The 17,939-nt window shown below is 60.0% G+C and carries 19 protein-coding genes; 6 read left to right on the forward strand and 13 right to left on the reverse strand.

Annotated features, from left to right (window positions below; translation table 11 throughout):
* Positions 1-12: 12 nt before the first annotated feature.
* From HU722_RS07715 to pdxH, 3 genes are all read left to right on the forward strand, one after another.
* Positions 13-1,158, forward strand: a complete 1,146-nt coding sequence (locus tag HU722_RS07715; RefSeq protein WP_065890183.1) for a serine hydrolase domain-containing protein — start codon at positions 13-15, stop codon at positions 1,156-1,158.
* Between the two features lie 143 nt (positions 1,159-1,301).
* Entirely contained in the window at positions 1,302-2,468 is a 1,167-nt protein-coding gene (locus HU722_RS07720; RefSeq protein ID WP_083207064.1) for an OmpA family protein, read from the forward strand.
* A 27-nt stretch (positions 2,469-2,495) separates the two neighbouring features.
* The gene (gene pdxH / locus HU722_RS07725; protein WP_065945390.1) at positions 2,496-3,143 is read left to right on the forward strand and encodes a pyridoxamine 5'-phosphate oxidase; all 648 of its coding nucleotides are present in this window, start codon (positions 2,496-2,498) and stop codon (positions 3,141-3,143) included.
* A 36-nt stretch (positions 3,144-3,179) separates the two neighbouring features.
* Here pdxH and HU722_RS07730 read toward each other — a convergent pair whose 3' ends face one another.
* Positions 3,180-3,440, reverse strand: coding sequence for a hypothetical protein (locus tag HU722_RS07730; protein ID WP_065872404.1), 261 nt, complete (start codon positions 3,438-3,440; stop codon positions 3,180-3,182).
* Positions 3,441-3,597: 157 nt separating this feature from the next.
* Between HU722_RS07730 and HU722_RS07735 the strand changes: the two genes are divergently transcribed.
* The gene (locus HU722_RS07735) at positions 3,598-4,062 is read left to right on the forward strand and encodes an outer membrane lipoprotein (protein WP_003189251.1); all 465 of its coding nucleotides are present in this window, start codon (positions 3,598-3,600) and stop codon (positions 4,060-4,062) included.
* A 725-nt stretch (positions 4,063-4,787) separates the two neighbouring features.
* Here HU722_RS07735 and nhaA read toward each other — a convergent pair.
* The gene (gene nhaA, locus HU722_RS07740; protein WP_065872403.1) at positions 4,788-5,981 is read right to left on the reverse strand and encodes a Na+/H+ antiporter NhaA; all 1,194 of its coding nucleotides are present in this window, start codon (positions 5,979-5,981) and stop codon (positions 4,788-4,790) included.
* 216 nt (positions 5,982-6,197) lie between these two features.
* Here nhaA and HU722_RS07745 point away from each other — a divergent pair, with 216 nt between their 5' ends.
* Positions 6,198-7,292 carry a PLP-dependent cysteine synthase family protein gene (locus HU722_RS07745; RefSeq protein ID WP_065872402.1) on the forward strand — a complete coding sequence of 365 codons (1,095 nt, stop codon included), beginning with the start codon at positions 6,198-6,200 and terminating at the stop codon, positions 7,290-7,292.
* 151 nt (positions 7,293-7,443) lie between these two features.
* Here HU722_RS07745 and HU722_RS07750 read toward each other — a convergent pair whose 3' ends face one another.
* The 3 genes from HU722_RS07750 to HU722_RS07760 all read right to left on the reverse strand — a co-directional run bounded on the left by HU722_RS07750 (position 7,444) and on the right by HU722_RS07760 (position 10,530).
* A complete protein-coding gene (locus HU722_RS07750; protein ID WP_065872401.1) occupies positions 7,444-9,057 on the reverse strand; it encodes an NAD(P)/FAD-dependent oxidoreductase in 1,614 nt (537 codons plus the stop codon).
* A 106-nt stretch (positions 9,058-9,163) separates the two neighbouring features.
* The gene (locus HU722_RS07755) at positions 9,164-9,835 is read right to left on the reverse strand and encodes a COG3650 family protein (protein WP_065872400.1); all 672 of its coding nucleotides are present in this window, start codon (positions 9,833-9,835) and stop codon (positions 9,164-9,166) included.
* A gap of 95 nt (positions 9,836-9,930) precedes the next feature.
* The gene (locus HU722_RS07760; protein ID WP_065872399.1) at positions 9,931-10,530 is read right to left on the reverse strand and encodes a short chain dehydrogenase; all 600 of its coding nucleotides are present in this window, start codon (positions 10,528-10,530) and stop codon (positions 9,931-9,933) included.
* Between the two features lie 103 nt (positions 10,531-10,633).
* On the opposite strand from HU722_RS07760, the gene HU722_RS07765 reads away from it, so the two are divergent.
* Positions 10,634-11,542 carry a LysR family transcriptional regulator gene (locus HU722_RS07765; RefSeq protein WP_065872398.1) on the forward strand — a complete coding sequence of 303 codons (909 nt, stop codon included), beginning with the start codon at positions 10,634-10,636 and terminating at the stop codon, positions 11,540-11,542.
* Here the strand turns inward: HU722_RS07765 and HU722_RS07770 are convergent.
* From HU722_RS07770 to livH, 8 genes are all read right to left on the reverse strand, one after another.
* Positions 11,539-12,024 carry a DoxX family protein gene (locus HU722_RS07770; protein WP_065872397.1) on the reverse strand — a complete coding sequence of 162 codons (486 nt, stop codon included), beginning with the start codon at positions 12,022-12,024 and terminating at the stop codon, positions 11,539-11,541. The two genes, HU722_RS07765 and HU722_RS07770, sit on opposite strands and share 4 nt — an antisense overlap.
* Positions 12,021-12,797: an HvfC/BufC N-terminal domain-containing protein gene (locus tag HU722_RS07775; RefSeq protein WP_186755353.1), complete on the reverse strand. Its 777-nt coding sequence runs from the start codon at positions 12,795-12,797 to the stop codon at positions 12,021-12,023. The genes HU722_RS07770 and HU722_RS07775 overlap by 4 nt, the downstream gene beginning before the upstream one ends.
* On the reverse strand, positions 12,794-13,672 hold the full coding sequence (gene bufB / locus HU722_RS07780) for an MNIO family bufferin maturase (protein ID WP_065945392.1): 879 nt from the start codon (positions 13,670-13,672) through the stop codon (positions 12,794-12,796). The genes HU722_RS07775 and bufB overlap by 4 nt, the downstream gene beginning before the upstream one ends.
* A 22-nt stretch (positions 13,673-13,694) precedes the next feature.
* Complete coding sequence (locus HU722_RS07785) at positions 13,695-13,991, reverse strand: BufA1 family periplasmic bufferin-type metallophore (RefSeq protein WP_012722651.1); 297 nt, start codon at positions 13,989-13,991, stop codon at positions 13,695-13,697.
* Between the two features lie 248 nt (positions 13,992-14,239).
* Entirely contained in the window at positions 14,240-14,941 is a 702-nt protein-coding gene (locus tag HU722_RS07790) for an ABC transporter ATP-binding protein (RefSeq protein ID WP_010212366.1), read from the reverse strand.
* Position 14,942: 1 nt separating this feature from the next.
* On the reverse strand, positions 14,943-15,710 hold the full coding sequence (livG, locus tag HU722_RS07795) for a high-affinity branched-chain amino acid ABC transporter ATP-binding protein LivG (RefSeq protein WP_010212365.1): 768 nt from the start codon (positions 15,708-15,710) through the stop codon (positions 14,943-14,945).
* The gene (locus tag HU722_RS07800) at positions 15,707-16,960 is read right to left on the reverse strand and encodes a high-affinity branched-chain amino acid ABC transporter permease LivM (protein ID WP_065873280.1); all 1,254 of its coding nucleotides are present in this window, start codon (positions 16,958-16,960) and stop codon (positions 15,707-15,709) included. Before HU722_RS07800 ends, livG begins: the two co-directional genes overlap by 4 nt.
* The gene (gene livH, locus HU722_RS07805) at positions 16,957-17,880 is read right to left on the reverse strand and encodes a high-affinity branched-chain amino acid ABC transporter permease LivH (protein ID WP_003231100.1); all 924 of its coding nucleotides are present in this window, start codon (positions 17,878-17,880) and stop codon (positions 16,957-16,959) included. The genes HU722_RS07800 and livH overlap by 4 nt, the downstream gene beginning before the upstream one ends.
* Between the last annotated feature and the right edge of the window lie 59 nt (positions 17,881-17,939).

Consider the following 17,939-nt stretch of genomic DNA (forward strand, 5'->3'; position numbering starts at 1 on the left):
GAGGGTGTTCAGGTGCAGATCCAGGGTCATTACGAACTCCAGTTCGAAGCGGTACGTGAAGCCTTTGCCGCGTTGTTCGATGACCCCCAGGAGCGCGGGGCCGGGCTCTGCATCCAGATCGGCGGTGAAACCGTCGTCGACCTGTGGGCCGGTACCGCCGACAAGGACGGTAGCGAGGCCTGGCACAGCGATACGATCGTCAACCTGTTCTCCTGCACCAAGACCTTTACCGCCGTTACGGCCCTGCAGCTGGTGGCCGAAGGCAAATTGCAACTGGATGCACCGGTTGCCAACTACTGGCCGGAATTTGCGGCGGCAGGCAAAGAAGCCATCACCCTGCGCCAGTTGCTCTGCCACCAGGCCGGGTTGCCGGCGATCCGCCAGATGCTGCCTACTGAAGCCCTGTACGATTGGCAACTGATGGTCGACACACTGGCGGCCGAAGCACCGTGGTGGACGCCGGGCCAAGGCCATGGCTACGAGGCGATCACCTACGGCTGGCTGGTGGGTGAGTTGCTGCGTCGCGCCGATGGGCGCGGGCCGGGAGAGTCCATCGTGGCGCGGGTTGCACGGCCATTGGGGCTGGACTTTCATGTGGGCCTGGCCGATGAAGAGTTTTATCGCGTCGCGCATATAGCGCGCAGCAAAGGCAATATGGGCGATGAGGCCGCACAACGCTTACTGCAAGTAATGATGCGTGAACCTGAGGCCATGACTACACGTGCTTTTGCCAATCCACCGTCTATTCTGACCAGCACTAATAAACCCGAATGGCGGCGTATGCAGCAGCCAGCGGCAAATGGTCACGGTAATGCACGTAGCCTGGCGGGTTTTTATAGTGGATTGTTGGACGGTAGTTTGCTGGAAGCCGACATGCTTGAACAATTGACCCGTGAGCACAGTATCGGGCCGGATAAAACATTATTGACACAAACCCGTTTTGGCCTGGGCTGCATGTTGGACCAACCGCAGTTGCCCAACGCCACCTTCGGCCTTGGCCCGCGTGCTTTCGGGCATCCCGGCGCGGGTGGTTCGGTCGGGTTTGCCGATCCCGAGCATGATGTAGCGTTTGGTTTCGTGACTAATACATTGGGGCCTTATGTACTAATGGACCCGCGGGCGCAGAAGTTGGTCGGAATATTGGCCGGTTGTCTGTAAACCCCTTGCTGTTTCACGTTTTTTTGTTACAAAGGCAACTATAAGAAGACGCTGAACGAAATGACGTAACTTTAATGTTCTGTAAGCGTCTGTTTAACGGGTCACCCAGACCCCCGTTTCTTTTCTCATTTTGTGGATATCTCATGTTATCGAACAAGTCCTTGGCACTGGCGCTATGCCTCACTATTACCGGCTGCGCACAAACTCCACAAAATGATGCCGAGGGCGGGCATTGGTGGTCATTTGGATCTGATAAGGCCGCTACCAAGGACGCAGTGACCCAAACCGACGCCAAGCCGGATGCGAAGCCGGATGCCAAGCCCGCTGCGGGCGCCAAGCCTGCAGCACCAGTAGCGGCCGCCGCTGCTGCGCCAGCCCCAGCGCCAACCGCCAAGGCTGACACCGGCTCCAGCTGGTGGCCGTTCTCGTCCAAAAGCGCCGACGAAAAGGCGGCCGATGCCAAGGCTGACCTGAAAGCCGACCTCAAGGCCGCGGAGCCAGCACCTGCCGCCGCCCCAGTCGTCGCCAAGACCGACACCGACACCAAATGGTGGTGGCCTTTCGAAAGCAAACCTAAGCCATTGGCCAAGGTCGACGTGACCAACGTACCAATGCCTGATCCGAAAATCACTCAGGCCTGGCTGGACGACTATGAGCCACGCCTGCGCGCCGCCATCAAGGACAGCAACCTGCAACTGGAGCGTCGTGACAATGTGCTGGTGGTGATTGCCCCGGTAGACGGCTCCTACAACCCGAAACGCCCAGCGATGCTGCTGCCCGTCACCCTCGGCCCGTTCACCCGCGTTGCCAAGGCCGTTGAAGCCGATCCAAAGACCGCCGTACTGGTATTGGGCCACGTCGATGCCACCGGCACCGCCCCGGCCAGCCAGGCGCTGACCAAGGAACGTGCACAATCCATCGCCTCGATCTTCAGCCTCAGCGGCCTCAAGCAAGACCGCCTGATGCTGCGCGGCATGGGCGACCTGATGCCACGTGCCGCCAACGACAGCAACCAGGGTCGCGCCCTGAACCGTCGTATGGAAATCATGTTCACCCAGCGCACCACCATGCTGGCTTTGCTGAGCAAGTATCAGTCGGGCAAGACTCCACCTGTGGCTGAAATGGTTGCAGTACAGAACGTTCCAGCCCCGGCCCCGGCTGCGAAAGCCCCGGCCAAGAAAGCTACAGCCGCCAAGAAAGCCGCTGCCAAGCCAGCCGCTAAAAAAGCACCGGCCAAGCCTGCTGCCAAAAAGCCTGCTCCCGCCAAAGCCAAGGCCGCTGCACCGGCAAACGACCAGGCGAAAAACTGATCTGCTGAACCAGAAGGATAAAGCCGCATGACCCAGGCACTGGCCGATATGCGCCGTGACTACACACGGGATGGTTTGAGCGAGGCCCAGTCCCCGAGCGAGCCGTTTGCCTTGTTCCACCAGTGGTTTGCTGATGCGGTGACAACCGAGCAGCCCCCGGTGGAAGCCAATGCCATGACCTTGGCCACGGTCGACCAGGACGGTCGCCCGCACTGCCGCATCCTGTTGCTCAAGGGCCTGGATGCGCAGGGCTTTACCTTCTTCACCAATTATCAGAGTGCCAAGGGCCAACAGCTCGCGGCTCGGCCGTTTGCGGCCATGACCTTTTTCTGGCCGACCCTGGAACGCCAAGTGCGCATCGAGGGGCGGGTGGTCAAGGTCACGCCTGAGGAGTCGGACGCTTATTACCAGGTCCGTCCGCTGGGCAGCCGTCTGGGGGCCTGGGCGTCCCCGCAGAGCCAGGTCATCCGTGACCGCGAAGAACTGCAGGACCTGCTCAAGGCCACCGAACAGCGTTTCAGCGATACCCAGCCCGATTGCCCCGAGCATTGGGGTGGCTATCGTTTGCTGCCGGAGCGCATCGAGTTCTGGCAAGGTCGCGCCAGCCGCTTGCATGACCGCTTGAACTATCGCTTGCAAGGGGCCGACTGGACCCGCGAACGCCTGGCGCCCTGAGCCACACCTTTCGTCACCTCACCTGAATGTTGCCGATCACGCCGAAGTCTCTATCACAGAGGCTTCGGGCGTGTGCTGCTGCGCGGCTTTTTTCAACCAGAGCGGCAAATCGGACCGCCTGATTTTCAGCGCGCGAGCCTGCTCCAGCTGTTGCAGCATAAATGCGCGCTTGTGCAGGTCATTGCCCGCCAGCGATAGCGCCAGGTCACGGTCGATCCAGCGCCTGATACGCAGGTACAGCCAGCCGTGGAAATACAGGCCGGCAAGCGTTGTGACTACAATGATGAAGTAATCCATGGAGGTCCTGGCTAGGAGTGGAGTGCTACCGTTCGTCGAGTTTCCTGGTGCGGGCTGTCTGTACTCAGGCTGAATGAAAGCAATTTTCTGCGGCGCTTGCCGTGACAGGCGTCAAGCTGCAGCGTTTAATGAACACCTGTCCTTTGGAGTTGATGCTATGCGTAAGTCCGTTTTACTGGTTGCCTGCTTTACCACCCTGTCGTTGCTGCTGGGTGGCTGCGCCTCGAGTCTGACCGGCGACTCGTACTCCCGCGACGAAGCGCGTCGTGTTCAGACCGTGCGCATGGGGACCATCGAATCCCTGCGCCCCGTGAAAATCGAAGGCACCAAGACCCCAATCGGCGGCGCTGCTGGCGCAGTCATCGGCGGCGTTGGCGGCAGCGCTATCGGCGGCGGCCGTGGCAGCATCGTGACTGCCGTGATCGGCGCCGTTGCTGGCGGCCTGCTGGGCTCGGCCACCGAAGAAGGCCTGACCCGGACCCAGGGTGTGGAAATCACCGTACGCGAAGACGACGGCAGCATGCGCGCCTACGTGCAGGCTGTGCAGGAGAATGAAATCTTCCGCATTGGTGACCGTGTACGCATCATGACCGTTGATGGTACTAGCCGCGTTACGCGTTAAGCGCTGGTTGTAGAACTACAAAACCCCAGCCGGGTGACCGGCTGGGGTTTTTGGTTTTATGGGGTGTGGCCGGGTTGAACTGCAAAAAATGCAGGCAATAAAAAACCGCCTTAGTAGGGCGGTTTTTTATTGCGAACCCCATTATTGACGGGGCTGCGACTTCAAAGATGCATTGACCTGCAGCCGGGATAGTACCCCCGGTCACACTCTCATGCAAGGTTGAGAGAAAGTCGACGACGGCCATTCCTGAAGCTTTTCTGTTTCGATTTCTACTGCAAAAAATTGCAATAGATCTCATAAGCAATACTGGATATTTAACCACTTTTCGTCACACCTTTATTCGGGATATTCGTTAGGCTCCCCCCTGTTCTACGTTTGTTGCTTCTAGGCGAGCCGGGTACGCGCGCGAATTTTTGGACTGATCGCCACGGGCTAGTAATCCGTGCCGGATTCATGCGGGAAGCCCATCAACCCGGCCGCCTCAAAGATGCATTGACCTGCATCCAAAGGCTCACGTGTTCCGGTAAGTGCGCTGGAGGTAAGGCCCAACGTTAGGAGGGCCGAGTATGTCGAAGTTTGCACGACGTACGTGGAACCTCGTAGTGAATATCCTGCGTGTTTATCACGTGTGGGTATTCCTGCGGGACAGCTTCGATGACCTGTAAGGTCTGAGAAGTGGAGCCGCCTCGGTTTAATCCGAGGCGGCTTTTTGGTTTTAGGGGCTGTCAGTTCAAATCTGAAGTTACAGCCTTCTTGCGACTCGCCATTGCCGTCACCGCATAACCAATACACGCCGCCAATATCGAGCCGGTCAAAATTCCCATCCGGTCCTCCCCCGCGAACTCACTGGCACCCGGCACGAATGCCAGTGACCCCACAAACAAGCTCATGGTGAAGCCAATGCCGCACAGGATTGCCACACCAAACACCTGGCCCCAATTTGCGCCGTTCGGTAGGGCAGCAATGCCGGTCTTGATCGCCAGCCAAGTGAGCCCGAACACGCCGACAGTCTTACCAATCAACAGGCCCGCAGCGATGCCCATAGGCACATGGTGGGTGAAGCTTTCCAGGCTGACACCTGTCAGCGAGACCCCGGCGTTGGCGAAGGCGAACAGTGGCAGGATGGCGTAGGCCACCCACGGGTGCAGGGCGTGCTCCAGCGTGAGCAACGGTGACGGCTCGGCGTTCTTGGTGCGCATCGGGATGCAGAATGCCAACGTCACACCGGCGAGCGTCGCGTGTACGCCGCTCTTGAGCACACACACCCACAGGATCAGACCAATGATCAGGTACGGTCCAAGTTTGATAACACCCAGGCGGTTCATCGCGATCAGGGCAATCAAGCAGGCACCTGCACCTGCCAGGGCGGCGCCGGACAGGTCGGCGGAATAGAAAATGGCGATCACGATGATCGCGCCCAGGTCGTCAATAATCGCCAGGGTCATCAGGAACAGCTTCAGCGACACCGGTACGCGTTTGCCCAGCAGGGCCAGCACGCCGAGGGCGAAGGCAATGTCGGTGGCCATCGGGATCGCCCAGCCCGAAAGTGCCGCGGGGTAGTCCTTGTTGATCGCCCAGTAGATCAGCGCTGGCACCACCATGCCGCCGATGGCCGCTGCGCCGGGCAGCACCACTTGCGAGGGCTTTGACAGGTGGCCGTCGAGCAGCTCGCGCTTGACCTCAAGGCCGATCAGCAGGAAGAACAAGGCCATCAGGCCATCGTTGATCCAAAGCAAGGCGGGCTTGGCGATTTTCAACGCGCCAATCTGCGCCACTACCGGTACGTCGAGAAACGCGCTGTACAGGTGCGACAAAGGTGAATTGTTGACGATCAGGGCCAGGGCGGCTGCCGCGATCAACAACAGACCGCTGGCGGCTTCCAGCTGGAAGAAACGGGTGAAAGTGCTACGCAGAGGCAAGGGATGCTCTCCAATCCAGGTTCAATAGGTGGGTACCCTAACCCGTACCGTTGGTTGTTAAAACAAAAGTTATATTCTTATTTGTTATAAGCGGCGGTTCGCGTTGACGTTACGTCGAAGCCTAGCAATTACGCCCTCAATTGAGCCGGTACTGTATCTGTGTGGTGAGTAGGAAACCCCCTAAAATCAGGGCTTACACCTTTAGAGAAACTCTCCATGAACGACCAACGTCCCTGGGCCCGCGAAGCCATTCGTATCATTGAAGCAGACTTCCAGCGCAGCGCCGACACGCACCTGATTCCCTTGCCTCTGCCGGGGTTGCCGGGTATTGAGTTGTACTTCAAGGACGAGTCCAGCCACCCCACTGGCAGCCTCAAGCATCGGCTGGCTCGCTCGCTGTTCCTGTATGCGTTGTGCAACGGCTGGCTCAAGCCTGGCGCGCCGGTGATCGAAGCGTCCAGCGGGTCAACGGCGATTTCCGAAGCTTACTTTGCCGGTCTGCTCGGCTTGCCATTTATTGCGGTGATGCCGGCCACCACCTCCCAGGAAAAAATCGCGCAGATTGCTTTCTACGGCGGTAAAAGCCACCTGGTACAGGACCCGACGCAGATCTATGCGGAGTCCGAGCGGCTGGCACTGGAAAGCGGTGGTCATTTCATGGACCAGTTCACCTACGCCGAGCGCGCCACCGATTGGCGTGCGAACAACAACATCGCCGAGTCGATCTTCCAGCAGATGCGTTTCGAGCAGCATCCGGAACCGAGCTGGCTGATCTCCAGCCCCGGCACCGGCGGCACCACAGCAACTCTCGGCCGTTATGTGCGCTATCGCCAGCATTGCACCCGTGTGTTGTGTGCCGATGCCGAACGCTCCGTGTTCTTTGATTTCTATCAGAGTGGCGACGCGAGTTTGCGCCTGGACTGTGGTTCGCGCATCGAAGGGATTGGTCGGCCACGGGTCGAGGCATCCTTTTTGCCAAAGGTGATTGATGCGATGGTCAAGGTGCCGGATGCGCTCTCGCTGGCGGCCATGCATTACCTTGCTGCACGGCTTGGACGGCGGGTCGGCGGTTCCAGCGGGACCAACCTGATTGGCGCGCTGGTGGCGGCGCAGCAGATGAAAGCGGCGGGGGAGTCGGGCTCGATCGTGGCGATTTTGTGTGATGGGGGTGAGCGGTATGCCACCACCTATTACGATCAGGCGTGGCTGGCGGGGCAAGGCTATGAATTGGTCGGGTTAATGGCGGCCGTTGCGGCCAGTGTGGAGCGGGGTGAGCCATTGCCCGAAACGATCTTGCGCGCAAATATCTGACCCGACACAACAACCAATGTGGGAGCTGGCTCGCCTGCGATTACAGACTGTCAGTCGCCGAATTTATCGACTGAACCATCACAATCGCAGCGATGCGGTGATCCGGCAAGCCAGCTCCCACCTTTGAATGGGGGCTGGCAGGGAGAGAATGTCAGGCCTCGATGCCCAACATATCTCGCGCCAACGCCTCGGCAATCCGAATCCCATCCACACCCGCTGACAGAATCCCCCCGGCATAACCGGCGCCTTCACCGGCCGGGAACAGGCCTTTCACGTTCAAGCTCTGCATCGATTCGTTACGGGTTATCCGCAGTGGCGACGAGGTGCGCGTCTCGATACCGGTCAACACCGCGTCGTGCAGCGAATAGCCCTTGATCTGTTTCTCGAACGCCGGCAACGCTTCGCGGATCGCCTCGATAGCGAAGTCCGGCAACGCCAGGGCCAGGTCACCGAGAGCAACGCCAGGCTTGTAGGACGGTTCCACACTGCCGATAGCGGTCGATGGCTTACCGGCGATGAAATCACCCACCAATTGCGCCGGGGCCTCGTAGTTGCTGCCGCCGAGGATGTAGGCGTGGGACTCCAGGCGTTCCTGCAACTCGATACCCGCCAGCGGGCCACCCGGGTAATCCACTTCAGGCGTGATGCCGACCACGATGCCGGAGTTGGCATTGCGCTCGTTACGCGAGTACTGGCTCATACCGTTGGTGACGACGCGACCTGGCTCGGAGGTCGCGGCAACCACGGTGCCGCCTGGGCACATGCAGAAGCTGTAGACCGAGCGGCCGTTCTTGGCGTGGTGCACCAGCTTGTAGTCGGCGGCGCCGAGTTTTGGGTGCCCGGCGTATTTGCCCAGGCGCGCGGCGTCGATCAGCGACTGTGGGTGTTCAATACGGAAGCCCACCGAGAACGGCTTGGCTTCCATGTAAACCCCACGGCCGTGGAGCATGCGGAAGGTATCGCGGGCGCTGTGGCCGAGAGCCAGGATCACATGCCTGGACAGGATCTGCTCGCCGCCATCGACCACCACGCCGTTCAACTGGCCGTCTTCGATCAGCACGTCGGTAACCCGCTGCTCGAAGCGCACTTCACCGCCCAGGGCGATGATCTGCTCGCGCATGTTCTCCACCACGCCGGTCAGGCGGAATGTACCGATATGCGGCTTGCTGACGTAGAGGATTTCTTCCGGCGCACCGGCCTTGACGAACTCGTGCAGGACTTTGCGACCGTGGAACTTCGGGTCCTTGATCTGGCTGTACAGCTTGCCATCGGAAAAGGTCCCGGCGCCGCCTTCACCGAATTGCACGTTGGATTCGGGGTTGAGCACGTTTTTGCGCCACAGGCCCCAGGTGTCCTTGGTGCGCTGACGCACTTCCTTGCCGCGTTCGAGGATGATCGGCTTGAAGCCCATCTGCGCGAGCAACAGCCCGGCGAAAATGCCGCACGGGCCAAAGCCCACGACGATTGGACGTTCTGTCAGGCCTTCCGGCGCCTGGCCGACCACGGTGTAGCTGACATCCGGCGCCGGGTTGACGTTGCGGTCATCAGCGAACTTGAGCAACAGGGCGGCTTCGCCTTTCACGTTCAGATCGATGGTGTAGATGAAACACAGCTCCGACGATTTCTTGCGGGCGTCGTAGCTGCGCTTGAACAGGGTGAAATCGAGCAGGTCATCACTGGCGATGCCCAGGCGCTGCACGATGGCAGGCCGCAGGTCTTCTTCGGGATGGTCGATGGGCAGCTTGAGTTCGGTGATTCGTAACATGACAGGATCCGGTAGGCGGCGGGCTCGGAGGCCGGCTGTTTTGCAAACCGGCGATTATAAGCCCCAAAGGCGGTTTCCCGTCATGTTAAAACAGCGCAGCGTGGAGTCAGTCGTCGCGTGAACCGCCGAACGACGCGCAACCGCGCTGTACCTGACCGTTGACGCGCAACTCGGCGGTCATGTGTTGCAGGCTGCCGCTCGCGCTGTCGATGCAACGTTGTGGGGCCACCCACAGTTCGACGCGCTGGTTGTTGGCTTCAGTCATCAGGTTGAAGCGGCCGTCACCGATCTGCTCTTCCACATAAGGCACTGCCAGTGGCGGCTGGCCTTCGCGCTCCAGTACCAGGCCCTTGGCGGTGACGTTCATTATCCAGGTCGGCTTGTGACCGTTGGCACGCAGGATCATGCGCTTGAAGTCCGGATCGTTGCAGGCCGAGGTCGAGCGTTCGACGCGATACAGCTGTTGCAGGTCCACGCTGCCCTGGGTGCCGCTGGCAACGCCGGAAAATTTGCCGCGCAGGTCGGCAAACAACGCGCCTTGCTGGCCGGCCAGGGAGGCCGCTTCCTGCAGGATGCTGGTGCCCCCGGTATCGTTGACCACGTAGTTGCGCTTGTCGTTGCACGGCTGGAACAGCAGTTTGTCGCCGACCGCCGTGAGTTCGCCCTGCATGCGGGTCAGCCCGGCAAGAGAAGGCTTGGCTGGGTCGCTGTCGAACATCTGGCAGGCGGCGAACAGGGGAAACAAGGCAAGTAGAGTAAGGGTATGAGCGGCGCGCATTATCGGTCTCCAGACAAGTGCCGCCACGTTACGCAGGCTGGCGTTTCATCACAACCCCGGCTGCCAGCTTCAGTCAAATCTGACAGGTATCCGATTCAACCCACGATAAAGGTCTGACCGGTCTGTAAACCTTCAACACTTTTTGCGTAGGCCAGCGCCACGTCGGCGGCTGGAGCTGGTTTGTAGCCGCGGAAATATGGCGCGTAACTGTCCATGGCTTCCAGCAGGACCGTCGGGCTCACGGAGTTGATGCGCAGGCCGCGCGGCAATTCAATTGCCGTCGCTTTGACAAAGGCGTCAATGGCGCCGTTGACCAGCGCAGCCGAGGCGCCGGTGCGGATGGGGTCGCGATTCAGAATGCCACTGGTGAAGGTAAACGAGGCGCCATCGTTGGCGTATTCACTACCGATCAACAGCAGGTTGACCTGGCCCATCAGCTTGTCACGCAGGCCCAGCTCGAAATCGCTTTCGCTCATGTCGCCCAGCGCGACGAAGTTCACACGGCCCGCCGCACAGATCAGCGCGTCGAACTTACCGGTCTGTTCGAACAGTTGGCGGATCGACGCGCTGTCGCTGATATCCACCTGGAAGTCGCCGCTGCTGCGGCCGATGCTGATCACTTCGTGACGCTGAGCCAGTTCCGCCTTGACTGCCGAGCCGACGGTGCCGCTGGCGCCAATCAATAGGATTTTCATGGTGCTGTTCCTCCAAGGGTAAGTGAGGGTTCAGTGTAGAGTGGCTTTTTAGGCAGATAAACGTACTAATGGGCAACCTTTGGTTTTAAAATGGAAACAATCCATGAGCGAAATGGATGACTTGGCGGCCTTCGCCGTGCTGATCGACGCCGGAAGTTTTACCGTGGCCGCGGAGAAACTGGGCTGTAGCAAAGGGCAGTTGTCCAAGCGAATCAGCCAGCTGGAAGCACAGCATGCCGTGGTGCTGCTGCACCGCACGACGCGCAAGCTCAGCCTGACTGCAGCCGGTGCGGCATTGCTGCCCCAGGCTCAGGCATTGGTGGTGCAGGTGGATCGCGCCCGTCAGGCGTTGGCCCGGCTAAAGGACGATCTGGCCGGGCCGGTGCGTATGACGGTTCCGGTCTCCTTGGGCGAAACCTTCTTCGATGGCTTGTTGCTGGAGTTTTCCAAGCAGTACCCGCAGGTGCAGATCGAGCTGGAGCTCAACAACAATTACCGCGACCTGGCGCGGGATGGCTTTGATTTGGGGGTACGCTCAGGCGCGATTGAAAACGAGCGCCTGGTGGTCAAGCCTCTGCTGGCCTGGCATGAAATGACCTGCGCCAGCCCGGCGTACCTTGAGAAGCATGGCGAACCAGAGACGCCGGCCGATTTGGCCGCCCACACCTGCCTGCTCAACAGCCACTACAGCGGCCGTGAAGAGTGGTTGTACCACCAGCAGCACGAATTGCTGCGGGTGCGGGTCAGCGGTACCTTTGCCTCCAATCACTACAATTTGTTGAAAAAGGCCGCGTTAGTGGGCGCTGGTATCGCGCGCCTGCCGTCCTACGTTCTGCCTGCGGAATTGGCTGACGGCCGCTTGCGCTGGCTCCTGCGTGATTATCAGACGCGGAGCATGCCAATGTACCTGGTGCATCCCTACCAGGGCGGCCTGCCGCGTCGCACCCAGGTGCTGGCTGACTACTTGGTGGACTGGTTCAAGCGCAGCGGCGAGGCCCTCGACCGACTCTAAGCGTAGCGACGCGCGATCAAGTGATCGATGGACAGGCGCCCCGGTCCTTTGGCTACGAGTAGCAAAAGCAGCGCAATCCAGGTGCCATGGGTCGGGTAGGCGTCCGGGTAGACGAACAGCTGAATCACCAGGGTCATGCCGATCAGGGCCAAGGCCGAGAAGCGCGTGGCGAAGCCCACCAGGATCAACACTGGGAAGAAGTGCTCGGCAAACGCCGCCATATGCGCCGCCACCTCCGGTGATAGCAGCGGCACGTGGTATTCGCTGCGAAACAACGGCAATGTCGAGGCGGCCAGTTTCGGTTCGCCCAGTTGGAAGGTGCCGCTGACCAAATCAATGACGAATCCTTCGACCTTGGTTTGCCCGGATTTCCAGAACACCGCAGCAATCGAAAAACGCGCAAGAAAGGCAGTCAAGCTGTAAGGGATTTGTTCGAAAAGCGCGATGGCCCGATTGATCAGGCCTGATGGACGAGTGTTCATGGCGATACCTTTTGTTCTGGATGCAAATGAGTAATGGCGTTGTGGCTGATCAGCAGCGTCAGGCATTGGTGCAGGTCGAACTCGGCCGCTGCGTCAAGCGCATGCTCCACGGCTTTTTCTAAGGTATTGCCATGGGCGAGGCTGTTGATAAACGCCACTGAGCCACTGTCGGTGGCAAATACCCTGACCTCCAGCCCCTGACGTATTACCAGCGCACTCTGGGCGTGCCAGGGATTCAGGGTGGCCAGGCCGCCTTCGGTCTGGTGCGCGGCCCATACCGCCACCACCGCGTAGGCAGAATTCAAGGTGGCAAGGGAGGGATGCAGCTGCAGGCGCAATTTCCCCAGGGCTGTTTGGCCTTGCAGTGCTTGAAGAACAGTCGGTTGGTCGAGTGGCTGGGTGTCCGCCGCGTGATAAGCGCGCACACGCAGTCGTTCCAAACGCGCCATATCGGCTAGGTAGGGCACGCTGGCGGCGGGCTCAAAGTCCTGGATAAATGCGGCGAGCGCACTTCCGTACCCGCTGATCAGCGGGCTGGTGGGTGGGCAAGCCTGGATAAACAGGCCGGTCATCGCACGGAAGAAGTCCTCGCCCACCAATTGCAATGTCACGGGGTAGGCCGTTGCGAGTGCGTTGATCAACGAGCTGTGCACATTGTTGCGATACACCGCAAAACGACTGCTCGGGTCGGCACCGTTGCTGCTGTACAGGCCATTGGGGCACGCCTGGTTCGGCGCCAGCAGCGCTGCGGCAAATTCGTCATGAAGGCTCATGAAGTCACCTGCGACAGGTGCCATTGGGCCTGTTGAGCCTCGGCCAGCAATACACTGAGCGCGGGCACTTGGTTGTCCCGTTCGATCAGCGTGGCTATTGGGCCTACGTGCGCCAATACTTTTTCGTACAGCTGCCATACGGCGTTATCGATAGGCGCGCCGTGATCGTCGATCAACAAGCGATCACCGAGGCTGTCAGTGTCTTCGGCAAAACCGGCCAGATGAATCTCGCCCACCGCATGCATCGGCAGGCGGTCGATGTAGGCAACCGGATCGCGTTGATGGTTGATGCACGACACATAGACGTTATTCACGTCCAACAGCAAACCGCAGCCAGTACGGCGGATGATCTCACTGATGAAGTCGGTCTCATCCAGGGTTGAGCGCTGGAATTGCAGGTAAGTCGACGGGTTCTCCAGCAACATTGGTCGCTTGAGGGTATTTTGCACGTGGTCAATGTGTTCGCACACCCGTTGCAGGGTCGCACTGTCATAGGCCAAGGGCAGCAGGTCATTGAGAAACACCGGGCCGTGGCTTGACCAGGCCAGGTGTTCGGAAAAAGAGTGGGGTTGATAGCGTTCGATCAGCGTTGCCAGCCGTGCAAGGTGCTCACGGTCCGGCGGGCCTTCTCCGCCGATGGACAGGCCTACGCCGTGCAATGACAGCGGGTACTGTTCGCGGATCAACCCCAGGTAGTAATGAAACGGGCCGCCATCCACCATGTAGTTTTCGGCGTGCACTTCAAAAAAACCGATGTCGGGCGAGGTCTCCAGCACTGCAATGAAGTGCTCATGCTTGAGCCCCAGCCCGGCCCGGCGTGGGAGGCCGGGCGCCTGAGCCTGGGAGACGGCTTGCAGGGATGAAAGAGTCATCATCAGTACTCAGGTTTTTCGAGGATCAGGACTTGGCAGTGAAGGCTGCTTCCTGGCCGAAGCCGGTCGGCGAGGTGGAGCTTGGGGTCTTGAGGCAGGTGCCGGCCGGAACCAGTTTCCAGGCGTTGGCCTGGTCCTTGGTTTTCGAGGTGCCGGCGCAGGAAGTGCCAGCACCTGCGGCGCAATCGTTCTTGCCGGCTTCGGCGACACCGAAGCACTTTTGCATGTCGTCGGCGGCGTGAGCGGTGGTGGTCAGGGCCGACAGGCTCAGCGCGGAACCGAGGGCCAGGACGAGGGTGGCAGCGGACAGTTTGGTGGTCATGGTGTCTCTCCAGTGGGGTGGGTTGGCGGGCTTGAATGCCTGCTTGTACCACTAGAGAGAGGGGGGTGGGGTTCGTTACAAATCAGCCGAAAATAGTTTCAAGCAACGCCATTCCAGAGATCACACGAAGCAAATGTGGGAGCTGGCTTGCCTGCGATGGCATCACCTCGGTGTGACTGATACACCAAGGTGATGCCATCGCAGGCAAGCCAGCTCCCACACAGGCCTGCACACACATTGAAAGCTGATCAGCCGCCGAGGTATGCCTCGCGCACCTTAGGGTCCGTCAACAACTGCTCGCCCGTACCCTGCATCACCACCCGGCCGTTTTCCAGCACGTAGGCACGGTCAGCAATCTTCAGCGCCTGGTTGGCGTTCTGCTCCACCAGGAACACCGTCACACCGTCCTTGCGCAGTTGTTCGATGATGTCGAAGATCTGCTGGATGATGATCGGCGCCAGGCCAAGCGAAGGTTCGTCGAGTAGCAACAGCTTGGGCTTGCTCATCAGCGCCCGGCCGATGGCGAGCATTTGCTGCTCGCCGCCGGACATGGTGCCGCCGCGCTGGCTGAAGCGTTCCTTGAGCCGAGGGAACAGGTGCAGCACCTTGTCCATCTGCTCCTGGTAGTCGCCCTTGTCGGTGAAGAACCCGCCCATGGCGAGGTTCTCTTCGACGGTCAGGCGCGAGAACACGCGACGGCCTTCCGGTACTACCGCAATGCTCTTGCGCATGATCTGCGACGACTGCTGGCCCACCAGTTCTTCACCCATGTAGCGGATGCTGCCGCTGTGGGCCTGCGGTGAACCGCACAGGGTCATCAGCAAGGTCGACTTGCCGGCACCGTTGGCGCCGATCAGCGTCACGATCTCGCCTTGGCGCACTTCCACGTTGACGCTGTGCAGGGCCTGGATCTTGCCGTAGAAAGTGGAAACGTTTTCGAATTGCAGCATTTTACGCTTCCCCCAAATAGGCTTTGATCACTTCAGGATTGTCGCGGATCTGCTCCGGTGTCCCGTTGGCCAAAGGCGTGCCCTGGTTGATCACCACGATGTGGTCGGAAATGCTCATGACCAGTTTCATGTCGTGTTCGATCAACAGCACGGTGGCGTTGTTTTCTTCACGCAACACGCTGATCAGCGCCTTGAGGTCTTCGGTTTCCTTGGGGTTCAGGCCGGCGGCCGGTTCGTCGAGCATGAGGATCCGCGGGCGGGTCATCATGCAGCGGGCGATCTCCAGGCGACGTTGCTGACCATAGGCCAAGGTGCCGGCGGGGCGGTTGGCAAACTCGGTGAGGTTGACCTTGTCCAGCCAGTACTCGGCGTACTCCATGGCCTCGCGTTCGCTCTTGCGGAACGCCGGGGTCTTGAACAGGCCCGCGAAGAAGTTGGTGTTCAAGTGACGGTGCTGGGCGATCAGCAGGTTCTCGACCGCCGTCATGTCCTTGAACAACCGCACGTTCTGGAAGGTCCGCACCACGCCCTTGCGGGCAATCTCGTGACCGGCCAGGCCCTGGATCGGCTGACCGTCCAGCAGGATGCTGCCGCCACTCGGCTTGTAGAAACCGGTGAGGCAGTTGAACACCGTGGTCTTGCCGGCGCCGTTCGGGCCGATCAACGCTACAACCTGTTTCTCTTTCACGGTCAGGGCCACGCCGTTGACCGCCAGCAAACCGCCGAAACGCATGCTCAGATTTTCGACTTTCAGGATCTCGCGGCTCATTTGCGCAGCTCCATGTGTGGACGTTGCATGGGCAGCAGGCCTTGAGGACGCCAGATCATCATCAGCACCATCATGGCGCCGAACATCAACATGCGGTATTCGCTGAACTCACGCATCATTTCCGGCAACAGGATCATCACGATCGCGGCCAAAATCACACCCAGTTGCGAGCCCATGCCACCCAGTACCACGATGGCGAGGATGATCGCCGACTCGATGAAGGTGAACGACTCCGGCGTCACCAGACCTTGGCGAGCGGCAAAGAAGCTACCGGCGAAACCGGCGAATGCAGCACCCAGGGTAAAGGCGGAGAGTTTGATGATGGTCGGGTTCAGGCCCAGTGCACGGCAGGCGATCTCGTCTTCGCGCAATGCTTCCCAAGCGCGGCCTATCGGCATGCGCAACAGGCGGTTGATCACGAACAAGGCTGCCAGTGCCAGCAACAGCGCCACCAGGTACAGGAACACCACTTTGCTCACCGGGTTGTAGGCAATCCCGAAGTACTCGTGGAACGTCTGCATGCCCTCTGCGGCGGTGCGGTCGAACGACAGCCCGAAGAAGGTCGGCTTGGGGATGCTGCTGATGCCGTTGGGGCCGCCGGTGATATCGGTGAGGTTACGCAGGAACAAGCGGATGATTTCACCGAAGCCCAGGGTCACGATGGCCAGGTAGTCACCGCGCAACCGCAATACCGGAAAGCCCAGCAGGAAGCCGAACGTGGCCGCCGCCATGCCGGCCAGCGGCAGGCAGATCCAGAAGCTCCAGCCCAGGTAGTGCGACAGCAGCGCGTAGGTGTAGGCACCCACCGCATAAAAACCCACATAACCCAGGTCGAGCAGGCCGGCCAGGCCCACCACGATGTTCAGGCCCAGGCCCAACAACACGTAGATCAGGATCAGGGTGGCGATGTCGACCGCGCCGCGCGAGCCGAAGAACGGCCAGATCAACGCGGCCACGATCAGGCCGATGATGATGTAGCGCTGGGTGCGCGGCAGGGTCAGGAATTGGCTGACCTTGGGCGACACCAACGGCGCACGGTTGCCCTTGAGCAAGGCGCCGACCTGCTGGGTGAACAGCACGCGCAGGAACATCAGCACCGAACACAGGGCGATGATGGTCAGGGTCACGGGACCGGTGCCATGCACTTCCAGGTTGATGCCGACAATGCTCAGCTTGAGGCCGAGTACCGGGAAGGCCACGGCCCACACCAGCAAGGCGCTGAAAAACGCCGATTTAAGATATCTGCTCATACTTTCTCAACCTCCGGACGGCCCAGGATGCCGGTCGGACGGAACAACAGCACCAGAACCAACAGGCCGAACGCCACGACGTCCTTGTACTGGTCGCCGAAGATATCGGCGCCAAAGGCTTCGGCCACGCCCAGCACCAGCCCGCCGAGCATCGCGCCCGGGATGCTGCCGATGCCGCCCAATACCGCCGCGGTAAAGGCCTTGAGGCCCACCAGGAAACCGGCGTTGGGGTTGATCACGCCGTACTGCATGCTCAGCAGCACCGCCGCGACGGCCGCCAATGCGGCGCCGATCACGAAGGTCAGGGCGATGATGTTGTTGGTGTTGATGCCCAGCAGGTTGGCCATCTTGATATCTTCGGCGCAGGCCCGGCAGGCGCGCCCCAGACGGGAGCGAGAGATGAACAGGGTCAGGCCCAGCATGGCCACCAGGGTGACGACGAAGACCAGGATCTGCATATACGAAATCAGCACTTCTTGTGCGCCACCTGGGCCGAAGGAGAAGCTCCCCGGAATCAGGTTGGGAATGGACTTGTCCTTGGAGTCCTGGGACAGCAATACGGTGTTCTGCAGGAAAATCGACATGCCGATGGCGGAAATCAGCGGGATCAAACGGTTGCTGCCACGCAAGGGGCGATAGGCAACGCGCTCGATACTGTAGCCATAGGCACTGGTCACGACGATCGACGCAAGGAACGCGGCGGTCATCAACAGCGGCAGGGAATGGATACCCATCATGGCCAACCCGGCAAGGGCGATAAAGGCCACGTAGGAGCCAATCATGTACACCTCGCCATGGGCGAAGTTAATCATTCCAATGATGCCGTAAACCATTGTGTAGCCAATGGCTATCAAGGCATAGGTGCTGCCAATGGTCAGGCCATTAACCAGCTGTTGGAAAAAATGATAGATCTCAGGCATTACAGCGCTCCTAAAAACCCGATACGCATTTCACTGGTGGAGTCATTTCCGGCCTGTGC

The sequence above is a fragment of the Pseudomonas tritici genome, assembly GCF_014268275.3.
Taxonomy (GTDB): Bacteria; Pseudomonadota; Gammaproteobacteria; order Pseudomonadales; family Pseudomonadaceae; genus Aquipseudomonas; species Aquipseudomonas tritici.